18 protein-coding genes are annotated in these 19,878 nt (G+C 68.4%); 8 read left to right on the forward strand and 10 right to left on the reverse strand.

Features of this window, described 5'->3' with window-relative positions:
- Positions 1-122: 122 nt before the first annotated feature.
- Both AC1VWI_RS06800 and AC1VWI_RS06805 read left to right on the forward strand, forming a co-directional pair.
- A complete protein-coding gene (locus AC1VWI_RS06800; RefSeq protein WP_499510026.1) occupies positions 123-467 on the forward strand; it encodes a hypothetical protein in 345 nt (114 codons plus the stop codon).
- A gap of 208 nt (positions 468-675) precedes the next feature.
- Positions 676-933, forward strand: a complete 258-nt coding sequence (locus tag AC1VWI_RS06805; RefSeq protein WP_499510027.1) for a hypothetical protein — start codon at positions 676-678, stop codon at positions 931-933.
- A 109-nt stretch (positions 934-1,042) separates the two neighbouring features.
- Here the strand turns inward: AC1VWI_RS06805 and AC1VWI_RS06810 are convergent, their stop codons facing one another.
- Positions 1,043-1,636 carry an SMI1/KNR4 family protein gene (locus tag AC1VWI_RS06810; protein WP_499510028.1) on the reverse strand — a complete coding sequence of 198 codons (594 nt, stop codon included), beginning with the start codon at positions 1,634-1,636 and terminating at the stop codon, positions 1,043-1,045.
- 1,281 nt (positions 1,637-2,917) lie between these two features.
- On the opposite strand from AC1VWI_RS06810, the gene AC1VWI_RS06815 reads away from it, so the two are divergent.
- Entirely contained in the window at positions 2,918-3,394 is a 477-nt protein-coding gene (locus AC1VWI_RS06815; protein WP_499510029.1) for a GNAT family N-acetyltransferase, read from the forward strand.
- Between the two features lie 69 nt (positions 3,395-3,463).
- Here the strand turns inward: AC1VWI_RS06815 and AC1VWI_RS06820 are convergent, their stop codons facing one another.
- Complete coding sequence (locus tag AC1VWI_RS06820) at positions 3,464-4,150, reverse strand: PP2C family protein-serine/threonine phosphatase (protein WP_499510030.1); 687 nt, start codon at positions 4,148-4,150, stop codon at positions 3,464-3,466.
- 24 nt (positions 4,151-4,174) lie between these two features.
- Here AC1VWI_RS06820 and AC1VWI_RS06825 point away from each other — a divergent pair, with 24 nt between their 5' ends.
- Positions 4,175-6,121, forward strand: coding sequence for a PP2C family protein-serine/threonine phosphatase (locus tag AC1VWI_RS06825; RefSeq protein WP_499510031.1), 1,947 nt, complete (start codon positions 4,175-4,177; stop codon positions 6,119-6,121).
- Positions 6,122-6,399: 278 nt separating this feature from the next.
- On the opposite strand, the gene AC1VWI_RS06830 is transcribed toward AC1VWI_RS06825, so the two are convergent.
- The gene (locus AC1VWI_RS06830) at positions 6,400-7,422 is read right to left on the reverse strand and encodes an LLM class flavin-dependent oxidoreductase (RefSeq protein ID WP_499510032.1); all 1,023 of its coding nucleotides are present in this window, start codon (positions 7,420-7,422) and stop codon (positions 6,400-6,402) included.
- 783 nt (positions 7,423-8,205) lie between these two features.
- On the opposite strand from AC1VWI_RS06830, the gene snpA reads away from it, so the two are divergent.
- Both snpA and AC1VWI_RS06840 read left to right on the forward strand, forming a co-directional pair.
- The gene (gene snpA, locus AC1VWI_RS06835) at positions 8,206-8,973 is read left to right on the forward strand and encodes a snapalysin (RefSeq protein WP_499510033.1); all 768 of its coding nucleotides are present in this window, start codon (positions 8,206-8,208) and stop codon (positions 8,971-8,973) included.
- A 439-nt stretch (positions 8,974-9,412) separates the two neighbouring features.
- The gene (locus tag AC1VWI_RS06840; protein ID WP_499510034.1) at positions 9,413-10,255 is read left to right on the forward strand and encodes a phosphotransferase family protein; all 843 of its coding nucleotides are present in this window, start codon (positions 9,413-9,415) and stop codon (positions 10,253-10,255) included.
- A 215-nt stretch (positions 10,256-10,470) separates the two neighbouring features.
- Here the strand turns inward: AC1VWI_RS06840 and AC1VWI_RS06845 are convergent, their stop codons facing one another.
- From AC1VWI_RS06845 to AC1VWI_RS06860, 4 genes are all read right to left on the reverse strand, one after another.
- The gene (locus AC1VWI_RS06845) at positions 10,471-10,980 is read right to left on the reverse strand and encodes a hypothetical protein (RefSeq protein ID WP_499510035.1); all 510 of its coding nucleotides are present in this window, start codon (positions 10,978-10,980) and stop codon (positions 10,471-10,473) included.
- 532 nt (positions 10,981-11,512) lie between these two features.
- Positions 11,513-12,064, reverse strand: coding sequence for a hypothetical protein (locus tag AC1VWI_RS06850; protein WP_499510036.1), 552 nt, complete (start codon positions 12,062-12,064; stop codon positions 11,513-11,515).
- Positions 12,065-12,232: 168 nt separating this feature from the next.
- Positions 12,233-12,964, reverse strand: coding sequence for a DUF6193 family natural product biosynthesis protein (locus AC1VWI_RS06855; RefSeq protein WP_499510037.1), 732 nt, complete (start codon positions 12,962-12,964; stop codon positions 12,233-12,235).
- Positions 12,965-13,119: 155 nt separating this feature from the next.
- Positions 13,120-13,908 carry a calcium-binding protein gene (locus tag AC1VWI_RS06860; protein ID WP_499510038.1) on the reverse strand — a complete coding sequence of 263 codons (789 nt, stop codon included), beginning with the start codon at positions 13,906-13,908 and terminating at the stop codon, positions 13,120-13,122.
- A 659-nt stretch (positions 13,909-14,567) separates the two neighbouring features.
- Between AC1VWI_RS06860 and AC1VWI_RS06865 the strand changes: the two genes are divergently transcribed.
- The gene (locus tag AC1VWI_RS06865; RefSeq protein ID WP_499510039.1) at positions 14,568-14,840 is read left to right on the forward strand and encodes a hypothetical protein; all 273 of its coding nucleotides are present in this window, start codon (positions 14,568-14,570) and stop codon (positions 14,838-14,840) included.
- A 259-nt stretch (positions 14,841-15,099) separates the two neighbouring features.
- Here the strand turns inward: AC1VWI_RS06865 and AC1VWI_RS06870 are convergent, their stop codons facing one another.
- Positions 15,100-15,789 (reverse strand): hypothetical protein, encoded by a 690-nt coding sequence (locus AC1VWI_RS06870; protein ID WP_499510040.1) that lies wholly within the window; start codon positions 15,787-15,789, stop codon positions 15,100-15,102.
- Between the two features lie 475 nt (positions 15,790-16,264).
- Positions 16,265-17,497 carry a HEAT repeat domain-containing protein gene (locus AC1VWI_RS06875; RefSeq protein WP_499510041.1) on the reverse strand — a complete coding sequence of 411 codons (1,233 nt, stop codon included), beginning with the start codon at positions 17,495-17,497 and terminating at the stop codon, positions 16,265-16,267.
- A gap of 326 nt (positions 17,498-17,823) precedes the next feature.
- Here AC1VWI_RS06875 and AC1VWI_RS06880 point away from each other — a divergent pair, with 326 nt between their 5' ends.
- Positions 17,824-18,084 carry a hypothetical protein gene (locus AC1VWI_RS06880; RefSeq protein ID WP_499510042.1) on the forward strand — a complete coding sequence of 87 codons (261 nt, stop codon included), beginning with the start codon at positions 17,824-17,826 and terminating at the stop codon, positions 18,082-18,084.
- 561 nt (positions 18,085-18,645) lie between these two features.
- Here AC1VWI_RS06880 and AC1VWI_RS06885 read toward each other — a convergent pair.
- Positions 18,646-19,842, reverse strand: a complete 1,197-nt coding sequence (locus AC1VWI_RS06885; RefSeq protein ID WP_499510043.1) for a serine hydrolase domain-containing protein — start codon at positions 19,840-19,842, stop codon at positions 18,646-18,648.
- Positions 19,843-19,878: the final 36 nt, after the last annotated feature.

The raw sequence follows: 19,878 nt of genomic DNA on the forward strand, positions 1-19,878 counted from the left end.
ATCACCGGCGTGTGCGGGTAGGAGTGCAAGCATCGGCTCGGCTGGGAGTTCCCGGCCGAGCCGCTGCTGCACCGTCGGCGGGAATGCTCCCGGAGCCCCGCTCCTGCACGGATAGGACCACAATGAAGCGCATGGCCGGAAGATGCGCGGAAGCGGCTTACGTGGTGCTGATCGTAGGTCTGGCCGTAGCGGGAGCCGTTGACGAACGAGCTGCCTTCTACCTGGCCGCTGTCGCGTTGACCCTCCCTTCGGGCGCCGTCGCCCTTCCGGCGATGTACGGGGGTTATGCGGCGCTCTCGGCGATCGGCTCGATCTGGAGTCCTACCGCCGGCCCGGACGGGACGGAGGCCGACTGGCTCAGCCTCGGCAGCGCAACTCTGAACGTGGCCCTGTTGACCTGCGCCGCGATCGCCAATGTCGCCCTGCTACGACGCGTGTCGCGCCATCGGCGCCCTTCCCACCGCTGAACCGTTCAACCACCGGCAACCACTCGGCAACTACTCGACCACGCCTCCGAGGCCATCGGGGAGACGGCCCTCGGCCGCTTCGGCACGGGACCCCTTGGCGGGATTCCGGGCCGCGGTGCCACGCCCGAAGGGGAGGTCCGCCTACGTGACGACCATCACAAGAAGGCACCCCTTCCGCCATCCCCATTGCCGCAGTTATATGACGAATATGGACGACGTGGATCTGCCGCCGTTGGTGACGGTGGACGAGGTACCTCGGCGATGCTGGACGCGCTGGCACCCGTGGAAGCGCCGTCCTCTCGGATACGACCCCCGCAACGCGAGGCACGTATGGATCGCGGGGAGGCTCGCGTCAGCGGGACCGCAGGACCGCATGCGGGAACACCTGGTCATCGAGGCGCTCCTTCGCGACCTTGCCCGGGCGGACGCCGAAGAGCCGCACGCGCAGGACGACGCCGGCGAGTAGGTGTGGCGCGCCGCAGTGGCAAAAGCGGCATGCGCAGCCGTTCGAGTCGTCGGCACCTATTCACCGCGAAACGGAGGGCCTGAGACTGGTATCAGGCGACTCGGAGAGGTCACATACCACGGTCGGGACCCTGGAATGGGGTCGTCACCTCTCCGTCCCTCATGGGCAGATACTCCATCTCAACGGGTCCCGGGTAGAAGGAGGCACTGTTCGGTCCGGTCATGTCCTCACCGATCAGATAGCGGTAGAGCCATTCCGAGAAGCCCATCGCGTAGGAGTAGAACTCGTCGTCGCTTCCCACGTACACACAGACACGCCAGTCGGCCGCCTCCTTGTTGATCAGGAAGACGTCCTCCCCCTTGTCCGAACCCGCAACGGGGATCAGGCCTCCTGGGACGCCGAAGACCGGATTCCCTTCAGGAAAGTCGGGGCAGATCGTCTCACTCCAATCGATCCTCTTGTATGCCTCCGCCGTATCCCCAATCCAGGTGCCGAGATTCCAGGATGAAGTCGCAGGGTGATGGAAGTAGAGGTGCATGTTCAATTGAATCGGAGCGTATGCGTCGATGAACTCACGATAATCTTCAGGAAGTTCCGATCCAAACCTCCGTTCCAGCTCATCCCAAGCCGCAGGATTGGCAAAGCGCTGCTCGCCCGGACCGAGCATCATGAGAACCTTGGCCCAATAATCACGCTCACGCATCAATTTCACCTCTTGTAATTCACCGCTGGGGCTCGAGTTCGACTACGCCGTTCGCTGCATAAGTGATCACCAGCATCGGCGAGGTGTTCTAGACCGCGCGCTGGCCCCGGTTCCGTGGCATGGCAGTCCGATGCGCTCCTCGACGTGCGAACGGTGGTCGCCGACTCGACGAGGTCGACACCGCGGCCGGGGATGATCTCCATGTCACCATGCTGCCAGTCACGCCAGACATGCTCGGCTCCGGAGCCTTGGACTCAGCCACTGCCGCGAACGTCAACAGACATAAGCGGCGTCGGGCGGCCAGAAGCGGCCATGCTCCATGCGGTCACGAGCTCGGGAAAACGCACGAGCTCGAAACTCCTGCAGCGGTGATCGGCGAGTGCGATACAGCAGCAAAGTACGGCAGCTACCGCGACCGCAACCGACCACCAGCAACTCTGCCCGACCGTCCGACCAGACGAGCAGACCTCAGCGACCCGCTACGCCCATAGTTCGCATCGAGGGGCAGACGGCGCGTTCTTCGTGCGGGAGCCAAAAGGAGCCACCGACGCAGCATGGCAGAGGACGGCGGTATTCCCCGAAAGGGCGGCTTCCTGGCTACGGCTGGCTCAAGGCGGGGAGGATCGGTCCTGGCCGCCGTGGTGATCAAGGGATGCCCCGTGTGATCACCGCGGCGGAAGCATCATGGATCCTCCCGTTCACCGGGCCGGCTCCCCGTGAATTCCGCGCGGTGATTGCCGTGTTCCGGAGGTCACACCGTCAGCCGGCGGGCGGGACGAGAGGTCTCGGCTGGATCATTCCCTGCTGCCACGGGGGCACTATCCGATTGACCTGTTGCCCTGGGGTGCACCCTACGGTCCAGCAGGCATGGAAGAGCGACTTGAACGCCCACGGACTCAACCGGACTTGTCCGTGCGGTTCACATCTGGCCACGCTCGCAGCCGACTGCATGGGCCGTGCGGACTCCACCTCGATCCCGTTCGGGTCTACGCCTGGGACGACGAGGCACGGCCGCACTGATACGCGCTGTGCCACATCCGTACCAGAACGAGCGGGGAGTCAGGGGGAATCCCGGTGCACAGCGGTGCGCGAGCAATTGCCGAAACCTGTGGATCGGTTGATGTCCTTCCACCGAACCGTGAGTGCGTGCCATCGAAGTCTGGGCAAGGTCGCGGCGGACCGCGATGAAACACCCCTCGGAGGTGGCGGCGCTTTGAAAGGATCAGAGAGCGCCGTGCGATCCACTCGACCGCTCACGCGGTCACCACCAGGGAGGCTCTGATGTACGTATCGCTACGAGAGGTGGGGGACGGCGACCTGCCGGTCTTCTACTCCCACTCGAACGATCCCGAGGGGATTCGGATGGCAGCGTTCACCGCCAAGGACCCATCAGACCGCGCCCATTTCGAAGCACACTGGGCGCGGATCCGCCAAGATCCGTCAGTCATTGTGCGGACCGTCGTTGGTGAGGGTGATGAGATCGTCGGGCATGCTGCCGTGTTCGGGCCGACCGAGGAGCGCGAGGTCACGTACTGGATCGGGCGGCAGTACTGGGGCCGTGGAGCGGCTACCGCCGCACTGCGAGAGCTGCTCAGCGTCGTGCAGGAGCGTCCGCTGCGTGCCCGCGCGGCTGCAGACAACGGCCGCTCCATCCGGGTGCTGGAAAAGTGCGGATTTGTAGTGACCGGCAGTGAGCGGGGTTTTGCGAACGCACGGGGCGAGGAGATCGACGAGGTGGTTCTCACCCTGGTCCTCTAACCCGGCGCCCACTCAACCCCGATGACGACGGGACCCAAGACCATGGCCAGCCCGGAGGTGCGGGCATTGTCATGTGCGTCGGACGACCAACACGGCCACATCGTCGAGGTGGTCAACCGCGGCCGCGGCGTCGAGGATTCGGTCGGCGGTCTCCTCAGCGCTCAGTCCGTCGTGGACGGCTTGGGCGGCCAGTGTTCCGGCTCGTTCCAGTCCGGCTTCCAGTGTCAGGCCCGGTCCTTCGACCACGCCGTCGGTGACCATGATCAGCGCGCTGTTCTTGTCCAGGGTGAAGGTCTCCTCCGGGTAGTCCGTGCCAGGTACGACGCCCAGGACCGGGCCGCCCGGCAGCTCACGGACATCGTGGCTGCCGTCCCTGCGTGCGCACAGCACCGGCACATGGCCGGCGCTGGTGCCGGTGACCCGTCCGTCGTGAGGGTTGAGACGCAACATGGTGCAGCTGGCGAATCGTGCGGTGGCCATGGTGACGAGCAGCTCGTTGGTACGGGTCAGCACGGTTCCGGGAGCCGGTTCCAGGGCGGCGATCGCGCGCATGGACAAGCGGACCTGTCCCATGAAGGCGGCGGCGTCCACGTCGTGTCCCTGGACGTCGCCGATCTCCAGTGCGATCGAGTCGTCGGGCATCATGAAGACGTCGTACCAGTCTCCGCCGATGTCCAGCCCGACCCGGCTGGGCCGGTAGCGGGCGGCGACCTCCAGACCCGGTAGGCGCTGGGGCAGCGTGGGGATGCTCAGCACCTTGTCGGATACTCCGCAGGCGAGGTGGTCGGCCAGTCCGCCGCACTCGTCCTGCCGTCCTTCGGTGAATCGCCGGCGATGTCGGCGTTCGTCGAGCAGTGCCGTACCCGGAACGGCTGGGCGGGCGCGACGGCGGTGCGGCACCGCGACGGCTGCGTGCTCGACGTCGGCCTGCGGATCTCATCGGTGCACGGGGACGACGGAGCAGTGCGGTGGCTCGCGTCCGCGACCGACATCGGTGTGCCGTCCGGGGACATGGTGAACGTATCGGTGCAGGGGTCGATTCTTGACCGCGCGCCGATCGGCGTCGTCGTCCGTGACCTGGAGTTGCGTTGCACCGGGGTGAACGACGCGATGGAGAGCCACGACGGCATCTCCCGCGACCGGCGGCTTGGATGCGGCATCACCGACGCGTGGCCCAGCGTCGAAACCGAAGCTACGGAGACGGTGATGCGGCGGGTGCTGAGGAACGGCAGCACCAAGGTCCACGAGTACCGGACGTGGCTGCCGACGAGTCTGGGAGAGGAGCGTCCGTATGCGGTTTCGTTCTCCTGTCTCCAGGGCGCCGACGGCCGAGCGCTGGGGGTCTGCACCATCAGCGCCGATCTCACCGAGAGCCGGCGGGAGCGGGAGCGCCTGGCGGTTCTCGGTGAGGCGGGCACGCGCTTGGGCAGCACCCTGGATTTGATGCAGACCGGTCAGGAACTGGCCGATCTTGCCGTGCCCCAGTTCGCCGACTTCGTAGCCGTGGACCTGGAGCACTCGGTTCCCTTCGGCAAGGGGCCCCCGGTGCGCATCGGCTCGATCGGCGAACGCTTCCCCGTGCTTCAGCGTGCCGGCATGGCATCGGTCCGCCCAGGGGTGCCGGAGTCCCCGTGGGTGCGCGGTGAGCGCGTTCCCGTACCTCCCGGCTCACCCATGGCCGACGTCCTGATCACCGGCGAGTCCCGCCTGGTGCCAAAACTGGACACCGCTCCGGGCTCGTGGATCGATCAGACGCCGGAGCTCGCGCAGAGGATCCGGGAGAACGGGATCCACTCGGTGATGGTCGTGCCCATCCGTGCGCGGCGCGTACTGCTGGGACTGGCCTTGTTCGTCCGCACGGAGAATCCGACACCGTTCCAGAAGGACGATCTGCTCCTGGCGGAAGAGCTCGTCAGCCGCGCCGTGCCGTCGCTCGACCATGCGCGCCAGTATGCGCGCGAGCACGCCATGGCCCTGGCGCTCCAGTGCAACCTGCTGCCGCACCGTCTCAGGGGAGGCTCAGCGGTCGATGCCGTGTCGCGCTACCTGCCGGCCGACATCGACAGCGGCGTCGGGGGCGACTGGTTCGACGTGATCCCGTTGTCCAACGCCCGGGTGGCCCTCGTGGTCGGTGATGTGGTCGGACACGGCATCAACGCCGCCGCGACCATGGGAAGGCTCCGCACCGCCGTCCAGACCCTCGCCGACATGGAATTGCCCCCCGACGAACTGCTGACCCGCCTCGACTCCACGGTCCAGCGTCTGGCGGACCAGGACACCGACGCCCCGGACCTGCCCACCACCGTGGGCGCCACCTGTCTCTATGCCGTCTACGACCCGGCCACCCGCCAGTGCACCATCGCAGCGGCCGGTCACCCGCCGCCCGCGATCATCGACCCGCAGGGCCCCGTCAGCTTCCCCGACCTTCCCACCGGCGCCCCCCTCGGCATCGGCTTGGGGCTCCCCTTCGAGGCCACGGAGCTGGAACTGCCCGAGGGCACTCTCCTCGCCCTGTACACCGACGGCATGATCGAGAGCCGCGACCACGACATCGAGGACGGCATGCACCGACTGGGCACCGCCCTCGCACAGCCTGACCTGTCCCTGGAGGAGCTCTGCACCCGCGCGATGGCGCCCTGCCAGGACCAGGAGGCGTTCGACGACGCCAGCCTGCTCCTGGTCCGCACCCGCTCGCTCCGCCCGGCCCGGACCGCCTCCCCGGCCTGAGAGGTGCTGCGCGCCCCGACTGTAGACACAGGTTCTGGCAGGCCGCGCCGAGCCGGACTCGAATTCATGAGGCGATGGTCACGGCGCAGGGGCAGGTCAGCGCACTCGCTGGGAGGCGGGCCGCTACCGGGCGCTGTATCTGGTCGTCGCCAGACTGCTCTCATACGCTTCAGCGCCCGGGATCGCAGCCTCCGTGATCACGGGACGCTTGCCCCAGGCGGATCGAGAGGTGCCGGACGGGACGGCCCGTCGATTCGGACCGCCCCGCCGGCCGATGCTCAGCGCCAGCCCAGTTCCGGTGCCACGTGGGTGAGGATGCTCTCCAGCACATGGGCGTTGTAGTCGACCCCGAGCTGGTTCGGGATGGTCAGCAGCAGGGTGTCCGCGGCCTGGATCGCCTCGTCGTCCCGCAGCAGCTTCACCAGTTCCTCCGGCTCCGCGGCGTAGGAGCGCCCGAAGACGGCCCTCGTCGTGTCGTCGATCATGCCGACCTGGTCCCGGGATCCGCGGTCGCGGCCGAAGTAGGCCCGGTCGAGGTCGTTGGTCAGGGCGAAGATGCTGCGGCTGACCGACACCCGGGGCTCCCGGGTGTGGCCCGCCTTCCGGTACGCCTCGCGGTACGCCTCGATCTGCTTGCGCTGCTGGACGTGCAGCGGCTCGCCCGTCTCGTCGTTCTTCAGCGTCGAGCTCTGCAGGTTCATCCCCAGCTCGGCGGCCCAGACGGCGGTCGCGTTCGATGCGGAGCCCCACCAGATCCGGTCGCGCAGCCCCTCGGAGTGCGGTTCGATCCGCAGCAGCCCTGGCGGGTTGGGGAACATCGGCCGCGGGTTGGGGGTGGCGAAACCCTCGCCGCCGAGGACCGTGAGGAACGCCTCGGTGTGCCGGCGGGCCATGTCGGCGTCCGTCTCGCCCGGCGCTGGGTGGTAGCCGAACAGGCGCCAACCCTCGACGACCTGTTCCGGTGAGCCGCGGCTGATGCCCAGTTGCAGCCGACCGGCCGATATGAGGTCGGCGGCGCCCGCGTCCTCGGCCATGTACAGCGGGTTCTCGTAGCGCATGTCGATCACGCCGGTGCCGATCTCGATCTTCGAGGTCCGCGCGCCGATCGCCGCGAGCAACGGGAACGGGCTGGCCGCCTGCCGGGCGAAGTGGTGCACGCGGAAGTACGCACCGTCCACGCCGAGCTCCTCGGCGGCGACCGCGAGATCGATCGACTGGTGCAGAACATCCGCGGCCGACCGGGCCCGGGAATGCTCGCTGGCCGACCAGTGGCCGAAGGAGAGGAATCCGATTTTCTTCACACCATGTCCAGCGGTTGGACGTTGCGTTCGATTCCCGCCCCCCGCTCCTTTCTCCAGGTCGGGAACGGTACGAGCTCAACGCGGCCGGCATCTCGGCGACGACGGCGCATGCTCTCCTCCGGCGTCCGGGGACGGCTGCACGCCACGGTGTGCGTCCTGGCGCGAGCTCATCAACCGCTCGGCTTCATCTAGAGCGGCGAACCGCCAAGGGTCCGCGCCGTGCCTGCCGAGCGCATTTCCGCGCATCACGTGGTCATCGGGGCCATCGCGGGGACCGAGCGGCGGCGGCTCAGCGGTGAGGGATGCCGCCCAGCGCCGAGGGTGACTCCCTGAGGGGCGACTCGGGGCCGGTGGGGCGCGAAAGAGACGGAAGCCCATATTCCGTGATGTCGGTCACAGCGCTCCGCCTACCAACTGGCGCACTTAGTAGACGTGGTGTGGCAGATATCTTGGCATTTGCCCCTCTTTGCCCGAATGTGGATCCCGCCGCATGTCCGGAATTCCGCCCGGCCGACCCGCACGTCCACTGCCCCGCGGCGCAAGGCTTCTGACGTCGCGACAGCTTTACCTCGCGCCGCCATGTGCGGACCGGAGACCCGCACACCACCCCGGCGAGGTCCTGGGACCTACGAGGCGACGTAGTGGCGGGACCCTTTGCGCTCCCTGTCGAGCCGTTCTAACAATGACCCCCCACAGGACGTCGCTGCAGTTCGGAACCGGTGTTCACGCGGAGTCGACCGCGCACCGGGCGCTCGGCGTCACCGAGTGAGAAGGAGCCCTCACATGAAGTCGTCCCGCACCTCCGCGAGGCTCCTCACCCTCGCGCTCGGCCTGGGTCTGGCCTCCAGCGCGCTGGGCGTGGCGGTGCCCGCGAGCGCCCAGCCGGCAGCCGCCCCGTCTGCTTCCGCCGGTACCTCCGTGGCGCGGTACGACGGGTCGGTTGCGGAGGCCGCGAACAACACGGCGTTCTTCAAGGCCGTGCTCAAGTCGGTCGCCGAGAAGCGCGCCGCCCAGCCCAACGCGCAGGCGGTGACCGTCTACTACGACGCCTCGCAGGCACCGAGCTTCCGTTCGCAGATATCGAGCGCGGCCTCGATCTGGAACAGCTCCGAGTCCAACGTCAAGCTCCAAGAGGCGTCGAGCGGTGCCGACTTCTCCTACTACGAGGGCAACGACTCACGCGGGTCCTACGCCTCCACCAACGGCCACGGAAGCGGCTACATCTTCCTTGACTACACCCAGAACCAGCAGGACGACTCGATCCGCGTCGTCACCCACGAGACCGGGCACGTGCTGGGCCTGCCGGACAACTACAGCGGTCCGTGCAGTGAGCTGATGTCGGGCGGCGGCCCCGGCCCGTCCTGCACCAACCGCTACCCGAACGCCACCGAGCGCTCGCGTGTGGACCAGCTGTGGGCCGGCGGACTCGCGCAGGCCCCGGGCACGGTGAACCAGCCCCCCGGTGACCACCTGAGCCCTGCACCGCCGGCGGGGACCGTGACACCGGGCCACCGTCCGGGGCGTCCGCGCAACAACACACCCTGGAATTGATCGCGTTCCCCAGTGGGAATCGGCTCGCTGTCGAGGATGGCTACAGCCGCATGCGCAAGACAGTCCTCTGAGCACTCTTGAAGGCCGGCAGACAGACGCTGATCCTTTGTACGGCTGTCCTGGGGGGCGGAGCCAGCAGGCGAAGCCCCCCGTCGCCAACACTCCCGGCCCGGCCACGATCAGCAGAAGTTGGCCCTCTTGGGTAAGAGGGCCAACACGTCCCATCGGGCCCGTACGCAGGCGGTGCCGAATCGCACGTGCTGGTAACCGCCACCGTGAGAGTTCAGCCTGGCCCCTGCGCGGCACCGAGGTCGCCCCGGCTCATTCCCCTCCCACCCGCGGCATTCGACTGAGGTCAGCTGTAGGCGAGTGGGCGACTAGCCTTCGTGGCGACGGGACAGGGGCCGGGCGACCTCGGCGACACGGGAAAGCATTCATCATGAGCAGCGAAGTACCCGCGGACTTGCTGGAGATTGTCGATGCGCTCCTGCCGGGCGCGCCCCTGGATCGGGTGCGTCTGGCTGCCGATGGCAATGTCCATCATGTCGTGCTGCTGCCCGGCATCGCGGCCGTGCGGATCAGCAAGCGTCCGTCGGCTGCGGAGGCGCTTCCCCGTCGGATGGAACTGCTACGGGCGATCGGCGCCGCCGGTCTGCCCTTCGCCGTACCGGAGCCGCTGACGCCGGTCGCGGTCTTCGACGGCCGTGCCGCCGTTGCCGTGTCCTGGATCGACGGAACCGCACTGCCTGAAGGTGAAGGGGACCCGGAGCAGATCGGGGAACTCCTGCGGACCCTGCGGGAAGTCCCCCTCACAGTGGACCTCCGCCAGGCCCTGGCCGCTGCCCAGGACCAGATCCCCACACGGGGCTGGGCCGACATCCTGGCCGAGGACGTCATCCCCCGCCTGCCCGCGCGGTGGCGCGACGAAGGCCGGCGCCGCCTCGACAACGCGATCGCCCTGGACCCCGTACCCGACGCGCTCGTCCACGGCGACCTCGCCGGATCCAACGTCCACTGGAGCCGCGACGGCAAACTCACCGGCGTCCTGGACTGGGACCTCGCCCTGCCCTTCGACCCCGCCATCGACGCCGCCTGCATGGCCTGGCACGGCTGGGACACCATCCGCAAAGCCGTCGACCACGACACCTACAGGCGCGCCCGCATCTGGGACCAGACCTTCGGCATCGAGCACCTGATCGCCGTCCTGCCGGGCAAACCCCTGTCCAACGTCGACAGTTACGTCAACCACATCGTCCCCTGGCTCGAACACCACACCCCCTGACAGTCCCACCGCAGGACTGCGGTCACCGGGCGGCACGTTCGGCCGGCAGGGGCTCAAGCCGCGCTGCCTGCGTCTGACCGGGGTGCTCCGGTTCGCAGGCCAGCACGGCGCGGCGGCACCGGAGCCTCATCCTGTCGAGGCCAGCCCGATGGCCGTGACCGGCCCACAACGGTCACGGCTATCTCGGTCTGCTTGCCTGTTACCGACCCAGGCTCCTAGCAGTAGTTGTCGTAGCTGGTGCGGTATGCCAGGTCGTACGCATCCTTGTAGTCCTCCGTGGCCTTTGCCGGAGCGTACGAGTGCCGGTAGTCGCACTTGAGGGTGAGCGCGTCGCGCTTGCCGTCCTTCGCACCCTTCGCCTTGCCCTCGGAGGCGTCGTTGGCACCTGCAGGCGTATTGGTAGCCGCCTCGCCACGACAGTAGTTGTCGTAGCTGGAGCGGTATGCCAGGTCGTACGCGTCCTTGTAGTCCTCCGTGGCCTTTGCCGGAGCGTACGAGTGCCGGTAGTCGCACTTGAAGTTGAGGCCGTCGCGCTTGCCGTCCTTCGCACCCTTCGCCTTACCCTCGGAGGCATCGTCCGCAGGAAGGTGCGCGGCTCGCGCGGTCGTCGTTGCCGAGATGCTTGCGGTGTCGGCTGCCGCCTGCGTCATCAGCGCCGGCGAGAACGCCAGTGCTGCCGCGGCGACGGGGCTCGCCATGATCGCGATGCTTCGCTTCGCGCGCATAGCCATCCTCTTTCTTCGAGACAGTACGTGCACATGGCGCCTGAACCTGGCCAGGACACATCCCGGGTGCGGATTGCGATCCGGGGAGCGGTATCTACACCGCGATGCGCTGGGCACCATGAGGGCCGGTGGCTTCCGGCTTGCGACGCCGACTTCCTCGCGTGCGTAATTGGATTACAGCTGCAATTGCGGCGCCTGTGTTTCGACCGTATCGAGCGATGCGTGCGGTGTCCACTTATGGCCTAATGGCGCATGATTGACTCCTCAACTGCCGCGAGAACACGGTGATGACCAGCAGAAATATCCGCGTTCGCATGGGTGCCTGCGGCAATTGTCAAAGCCTCATCCATGCACGGCACGGCACCTCTGCGCACCTTCCGACATCGCGCGGATCAACACGCCCGCACCCGAGACCACGGCGCACGGGCTCCTGGCACCCTCCCAACACTCAAAATCGCGTTACGAGCTCTACGGGCCGGGACGGTCACCACGAGAGGCACACGAGGGCGCCCGAGTGGCGGCGGGGACGCGATCAGCGCTGCCAGAGGAACGCGGCCCGCTCGCAGGGCCGACAGACGAAGGTGTAACCCAGGCCGCCGCCACCGAAGTTCGCGGAGGTGGTGTGGTCGTGGCCCTCCTCCAGTTCCGCCACGAACGCCATGGGCGCGGCGCAGGAGGGGCAGGACGGGGTCTCGTCGTTCTGCAGCCAGTCCGGCTCGCCGCCCAGCCGTCCGAGGACGGGCGCCGTCGTGGCGACGCCGGCGGGCTGCGGGCGCAGCGCGGTGACGGCGCCGAGCAGCGTCTCTCCCTCGGCGGGGACGGCGGCCGGACTGAGCGGGCCGGTGAACAGGTAGGCGCGGTTGCCTCCCGCGGCGGCGTCCCAGTCGTCGCACATGCCCGGGTCGTTCTGGCAGAAGAAGACGGCGACCGCCCCGCCGTCGACGGGCAGGTGCGCGAGGAACTGCAGGGCCCCGGCGCAGTTCCGGCAGGTCGGCCAGACGAAGCCCTCCGGGACGAGCGGGACTCCGCCGGTACGAAGGACGGGCGCGTCGGGGGCGGCTTCCCCGTCGTGGATCAGGAGCACGGCGACAGCCTGGATGATTGGGTCCGGCGTTCTCAGTGGTCGTGGGCAGTCAGGAATCGTTGGTACTTGGCGTCCCCAGTCCGGGTGTGCCGGATGCCGGCTGCGAGCCGAGGAGGCGTTGTCCGGTGCGGATGAGACGGTGATCGCGTTCCAGCACCGCGCTGAGGTTCATCCGCCGAGCGCGACTGGCGCCAGGCCGGGAGGCAGATGGTGCACGGCCAGTGCCACAGCCTCCTTCGCCGTGGTGAAGACGCCGAGGTCCTCTCGGGCGATGCTCCTGCCCGCTCCGTACGTGCCATCACTTCTCGCGGCCAGGTACGGTCCGACGACGGTCAGCCGCGGGCGGGTTGTGGTCGAGAAGCGCAGCGCCCAGTGGCTGGTGAACGGGTAGAGGGCGCGCAGGGCCGGCTCGGCGTACGCCGCCTCGATCAGGGCCTGGTACGTCTCGCGCCAGTCGTACTCCATTTCGGCCGCCTCCAGGCGCAGGCTCCGCCACTCGGATTCCGTCAACCGTGCGGGATCGTGGTCGGGCACCTCGAGCCGTCCGGTCACGTGCACAAAGGGTGCCGCTCGGCGGATGTCGTTCAGGGACGCCCCGTCGTGCCACGCCCGGGCGGCACGGGCGATCTCCGCCAGGTCGTCCGTCGTGCCGTCGATGAGGGCCAGGTTCTGGAACGGTTCCGTGCCCCGGATCGACCACCGGCGCTCCCAGGACCGGGCGCTGATCTCCAGCGGTTCGCGGTGCGGCAAGGTGCTGGGCACGACCGCATGGACCAGGTCCGAGGACCGGATGGGAACGGCGTCGAGGCGGCCTCCCGCCTCGGCCCGGAGCGCTGCGGCAAGGCTGCCACAGGCCACGACGTCGGGGTACAGCACAGCGGGGTCAGGAGGTGTCGGCACGACTCCGATTGTGCCTGAGCCCCTGGTTGCCCGGGGCGGATGCGCTGATGCATCTCCGAAGAGACGATCGCTGACCCTGTGCGGCAGGGGTGTGCGGACGGGTGTCCCGGACGGACGCCTGAGACGCGGCCGCCCGGGACACCGTTGTCAGCCGGTCACTTGACGTCGACGTAGTCCCCGGTGGAGGCCACCGCGGCGGCGGTGGGCGAACCGACGAAGTCGAAGCGGTAGTAGCCGTCCTGGGCCGCCTTGACCGTGGTCCTCAGCGAGCCCGTCTTGCTCGACTTGATCCCCTTGACGTTCACGTACTTGGTGGTGCCCGCCTTGCGGAACTGCAGGGCGACCTTCTGACTGCCGTAGCCGATGTACTTGTGCGATTCCCAGTTCGCCAGGGTCAGGGAGCCGCTGACGGTGATCGTCTTGCCCTTCTTCACCGGCTCCGGCGTGGCGTTGGCCGTCAGCTTCGTGGCCCGCAGCACCTTGAAAGTCGCGGCGGGGTCCCTGAACCTGTAATCGCCGTCGGCGCCGAGCGCGTAGGCCCACATTTTCCAGGTGCCTGCCTGCGAGTTCTTGCTCACGCCGAAGTGCCGGTAGTCCGAGGTGCTCTTCAGCACCAGGGTGCAGGTGTAGGTGGTGACGGCGTGCGCACCGCAACTGGGCAGCGACACACCCCAGTCGTCGTGGTTGACGTCCTTGCCGTGGTACAGGATCCCGCCGGCGTCGCTGATGCCGTTCGGGTCGGAGGCCGTGAGCTTGACGGTCACGGATGCCTTGCCCGATGAGTTGACCACGATGGACTTGCCGCCGTTGACGATCACGTTGGATATCTGGGTGTCGCCTTGTACATCGTCGGCCGGGGCGGCCTGCACGGCCGGCATGGCGAGAACGGACAGAGCCAGGGCGCCGACAGCGACGGCCGCGGCTGAGCGGATACGCACGTGCATGATTACCCCCACATCGAAACAGTCCCGCCGCGTGTCCCCCCGGCGGGTGACGTTGCCGTCGTGACCAATCTGCACGCCTTCCGCCGCCCTGCCGAGGGTTCCCGCCCGGCCGTCGCCCGCTGGTCGAACGGCTGTTGCAGGATGCCGACAAGGTCACCGATCACGTCGCGCGGCCGCCCCGGCCGTTCATGTACGACGGGCGCCGCCGGCGGCCCGCACGCGCGACAGCCGGACCCCGCGAGGCGGGAGTCCGGCTGCCGTGGTGGTAGGTGGTGCGTGCGGTGTGCGTGGTTACTTCACGTCGACGTAGTCGCCGGTGGCGGAGACCGTCGCGGCGGTGGGCGAACCGGCGAAGGTGAAACGGCATCAGCCGTCCTGGGCCACCTTGATCAATGACAGAAGCCCCGGCATCTAAGCTGGTCAGAGCCGCGGGCCCTCGTTCTCGTATGGGCGAGTCGGCAGGCCGGTCAGCAGCCGGACCAGGGAGTCCCAGCGGCGCCGAGCCGGAGTGCGCACGGTGGCGCGCTGCTCTAGTGTCGGAAGAAGGGGTGGTCTGCCGAGCCGACCGCTGCGAGGTCCGCAACCACGGTCGTGCACCTGTCGTGTGCGCTGCTCGGCACCGTGAGTTCCCGACCAGCCCCGGAGAGCAGGTGCCTCCCATGCGCACGTCGATCCGAATCGCCAGTGTCCTCACCGGTCTGACCGTCGCACTCGGCGGCGCGGCCTTCGCCGTCCCGGCCGCCCACGCGGACATCCCGTCCTGCACGAACATGGTCCGGCAAACGGGCGTCGAGGTTTCCGACGCCGTCACAACGGCGTGCACCCTGGGGGTACACGGTGACCTGAAGGGCTGTGTCAGCGGCCTGACCGGGGCCGGCGTACCGGGCGGCGCCGCCACCGGGGCCTGCCGGGCAGCGGCCAACCCGCCGTGACGGCGCTTGTCGGCGCATGCCGCTGCGGCCCTCGCAGGTGAGGAGACCTTCGCTGCCCGTCCGCCACAGGACCGGCAGACCACCTCACCGGACCCGGCCAAAGGCCACCGCCTGTCGGCAGGTGCCCGGCCCGCTCAGTGGGTTGGGATATCGCCTGCGTGACCCGCCGCACGGGGCCCGCCCCTCATCGGGTGAGCCCACGCACGCATGACTCCGACTGCACGTACAACCTAAGCGGTATCGAGCGGGCAGCAGGTTGTCACTGCCCGGAGGCCGGCGTGCCCTGCGCGGCAATCGACTTGGGGCCGCATGAAAGTCGGGCGGCTTCTCGTGCAACGGCGAGGTGGGCTTCGCTGCCGGGACCGATCCGGGTGCCGCACTCAAGGGTGCCCGAACCCTCCGTCGTCCAGCTCTTCGCATGCCCGATGGTCACGGCCTTCGTGCCTGGGCACGTGTACCGGAAGTCCGCCTCGACGACGTGTGTCTCGTTGTACGACACAAATCGGCCTGCCCCGGGCGTCGAGACGGCCCGGCTCAGATTGGGATCGCCCAGCCTTCTGCCGACCTCGGTGAAGGCCATGTCGGCGACAGTGTCATCCTCCTGGGTCTCGCCTACCAATTTTGCAAGGGAGAACAGCACGTCACGCGACGGCACCGCTGGACCACTTGCCGATACGGATGTCTCGGGCCACGACACCCGATGCTTGGGTGCCTTCGTGAACTTGCCGCCGCCCTTGCCGAAGGTCTCCACCTCGGAGAGGGCGGAGAGCCGGACAGGCCTCTCGACGTTGAACCACTGGTACGTGCCGTTGACGCAAGCCCTCGGACCCATGGTCTGAGCCGGCACCGACGGCGCTGCCTTGCCTTCGGTGTGCGCAGCGGTATCGGTACACGCACCAGCGCCTGCGATCGCCGCGAGAGCGACACAAGCAGCGATCGTTCGCCTCATGGCGATTCCCTCACGTAGTGCTCGGTAGCGGCCAGGGCCTCACCCCTGGAGCGAGGGGCCGATGCATGATGGCATGGTGGCGCACGGTGTTGCGCGCGGCCGAAGGTGAAGACCACACCCTTGTGCCAGACCTCGCTCCAGGGCCGGTCACCGCCGAAGCCCCACATCTCGGAATCAGCGGCCCGGGACCCCTGGTGGGGTGCCGGGCCGTTGTGTTGCGCCGAGGTGCGTGTCAGGCGAGGCGGAAGTCCTCGAGGCGGTGGCCGGCGCCCAACCGGGCCGTCAGCCGCTTGCCCGGGAGCTCGCTGGGCTCGAGGCCGACGGCGGCCGTAACCTCGGCGGCCGGATACCGCTCGGGGGTGTCGGCGTCCTCGGTGTCGCGATCTCGGCCTGATCGCCGAAGAGGAGCACGACTCGGACGCGGACGCTGCCCTCGGGGTCGAGGGCGGTGTGGCGCGAGGCGTCGGACGCCAACCTATTGGCCGGACTGGACAATCCCGGCGTAGACGCCGAGGTCAGGGTGCCTTGTCGGCACCTTCCACCGACGCAAGGCGTCCATTGCACCGTATGGCCAGGCAGTCTCGTCCTGCTCGGCGACGAAACGCACGACACGCTGCTGCACGTCGCTCAGGTCGCCGAAGGACTGCGGCGGCTCGGCGGGATCACCCGGGAAAAGCAGTGTGAACAGCCTATGCGCCGTGTAGTACCTGTCGTAGAACCTATCGACGCCCGTACAGTCGGCCAGGCCGACCAGCATGGCGTCGACCGCCCGGGGTGTCGTCGCTTCGGGTGTTTCGGCCAGGGCCATGGTCGCGAGGCCGCGGTACGAGCCGCTCAGGAACGACATGGTCTCGGTGGACTCGGGCGGCCGGGCGACGACCTGCGTCAGCACGTCGACGACGGCCGGGCCGGAGACGCCGAACCGCGTCAACGCGAAGGCGGCGGCCCAGCGCAGCTCGATGATCGGGCTGTCCAGGTAGCGCTCGATGAAGGGGACGGTCGCCGGTTCGCCGAGCAGGCCGAGGGCGACCACTGCCGTCGCTGCCGCTCCGGGCGAGCCTTCGTCGGCGATGAACGCCTTCAAGAGCGGAATCGACGTCGCCGCGGACTCGGGGAACCACGCCAGCAAGTGCGCGGTCTCGGCCCGCAGTTCAGGACTGTCCGAGGTCAGCAGGACGGCGAGTGCGGGAAGCGCCTCCCGGACGGCGTCATAGGAACGCACCACCGCTTCAGCGGCGATGAGCACATGCGCCCAGGTCTCCTCGCGCTCTTTGCGCTGCTCATCGCCCGCCGCTTCGCCGATCCACTGAGCCCAGTCGTCGGCTTCGCCGCGTAGGTTCGCCAGGTTGGTGCGGTCCTCGCGAGGGTCGATGCCGTTCGGCAGATAGTTGTTGTCCAGCCCGATCGCGATGGCGACCAGCAGGCCGACGAACCGATGCCTATTGACCAATCTCGGGTCGAGTGCCATCCGCACGAGGAACGGAACCGTGTACACCGCGGCCTGCGATCGCGTGCCCTGGTGGACGATGTGGTTCGCGAGTTGCGCACTCGGCGGGTGCCGGCCGTCCCAAACCCCTGCCTGCATCGCCCGGAGGTGTCCGGGGACGTCCTCGGCCGTGCCGTAGGAGTGGTGCAGTTGGGCCCAGGGCACATCGTCCAGGCCGGTGAGAGGGTCGTCATTGACGTCGTTCCATCCACTGGCACCCATTGAGCCGCCCTCCCTGGAGATCGTTGACGGCCGAACGGTAGCGGCAGGCGCTGACACCGGGGGTTCACGACGCCGACCGATCGCAGCAAGGTGCGGCAACTGCGCCGTGACCCGCATCTGCGCTGCATGTATGAGGCGGCAACAAACAAAGAACTACGCGAACATATGACTATTTAAGGCAAATGAGAAATTGAATTGCATTTCATGAGAAGCAGTGTTCTGCGGTGTTTTGGCGGCGCCGGAGGGTGAGGATCAACGCATGCCCGGCCGAACGGTCCGGGCAGTCCCGGGGGCGTCAGCCCCCGTTCGTACGGAAAGGCCTGAACATGATCAACGGGTTGAAGAGGGCCGCGGCCCTGGGCGCGGCAACGGTGGCCCTGGCTGCGGGCGCGGTCGTCGGCACGGTCGGCACCGCGTCGGCCGCTCCGCAGGACCACCGGCCGCCGAAAGCGTCGCACCACTGCGCGAAGGTGGCGGGCCACTGGGCACGGCAGTGGCACCCGGGGTTCCGTGACCGGCATCACCGCTGGCACCCCGGCAAGTGGACCCGCGTCTGGCGCCCCGCCCATCAGGAGTGCCACCGCTGACCCCGTAGCCGACGCCGGCACCCGCCCGTAGGGGCGGCGGCGACCCGAACCGGAACCGGCCCCGACACGCCCGTGGAAGGCGTGGTGGGGCCGGTTCGTCGTGTCACACCCCTCTTCGGGCTTGCCCCGGGCGTGGCCTAGCAGGCCTCACACGGATGGGCAGGACGGTGAAGTGCATCGGTTCATGGTCAGGAATCCCTGTTCCCCCTGACTACCCGTCGGAGCGGTGGAGCAGGACTCGCGGAAGGTCCAGGTCGGTGCGTCAACGCTGGCTCATTGAAGGCGGAGTTCGTCGGCGCGCCGCCCGGCCTCGTCAGGACGGTACCGCGGCCCGTGCCGGGTCGAGGAGACCTGGCACGGGCCGGCTCCGTTGATCATGACCGTCGCGCCGTTGGCAAAGACCATGGCCATGGGGGTGAGGGGCACCCCGGTCTGCGTTCAGCGAGAACTCGTCCAGGCGGGAGACCGGGCGTCCGGCCAGGTCGGCTTCGAGGCGGGGGATGCCCGGTGTCCTGCTCAGGCACCATCGTGATGGCTCCGGGGCGCGGAGCGTCACCGGCCTCAGGAGGACGGAGCCCCGAATGCCGCCACTATCAAAGCCAGTTCGGTGGAGTTCATGTCCTCGCCCTTCGCGTCCGTGGCACCGACGTTCATCACCATCGTGCGGGACAGGTCCCGGGTGGCGGCGATCGCGCTGGTGTAGCCGTACCGGCTGCCCGTCTTGCCCCAGACCTCGCGGCCGCCGAGATTGATCTTGGACAGCCCTGCGCTGTAGGAGGCCGGGGCCCCCGAGCCGTACTCACGCACCGACGCCTCGGGCAGGGTGAACATCTCCTCCAGTTGCGGCCGAGGCACCACACGACCTGTGAACAGCGCTTGCAGGAACCGTTCCAAGTCGGCGGTGGTGGAGATGATGTCGCCCGCCGCGTAGCCCTGCGTCTGGCCCCAGACCGTCACGTCTCGGAGCTCGGTCGAGCCGTCGGGGCGCGCAAAGGCCTGGTAGCCGTGGTTGTGGGGTCCCTCGATGCGCGGGTCGGTGCCGGGGTAAGAGGTGTTCTGAAGCCGCAGCGGCCTCAGAATGCGCCGGCCGACCTCCTCTTCGTAGGCATGTCCGGTGATCCTCTCGATCAGCAGACCGAGCACGGCGTAGTTGATGTTGAGGTAGTGCTGCTGGGTGCCGGGCGCGAACTCGGCCGGCTTCGCGGTCGCGTTCTCCACCATGTCCTCGGGCGTGTAGAGATCGAACCGGTGGACGTAGGCCTCCTCGATGGTGTCGCCCGGCATGTCAGCCGCCGGGATGCCGCTCGTGTGGTTGAGCAGCTGCCGCACGGTGACGTCCCTGTACGCCGCGGGGATCAATGCCGGCAGGTAGCGGCGCGCGGGCGCGCCCAGGTCCACCTTCCGCTCGGCGGCGAGCTGCAGGACCACCGCTGCCGTGAACACTTTTGTCACTGAGCCGGCCCGGAAACGGCCTCGCGGATCGGCTGGGCGCCCGCTCTCCAGGTCGTGCACGCCCGCGCTGCCGCGCCACGTGCCGTCCGTGCCACCGACGCGTACGAGCGCGGCGGTGGTGTCGGCGTCGGGCAGGAAGCCGAGCGCCGCGCACAACGCCTCGGTGTCGAGCCCGCCCGCGTGCGTGCCGGAAGTGCACGAGGACGGCAACGGGGGCGGAGTGGCCACAGCCGCCTGGGCCGCCGGGAAGGCGACGGCAGTCAGGGCGAGCAGAGCGGACAGGGCAGTACGGGTACGGGCGTTCATCGTGTGATCTCCTGACGACGGGAAACGGCGCGAGCC

Source organism: Streptomyces sp. TOM-9, assembly GCF_056858595.1.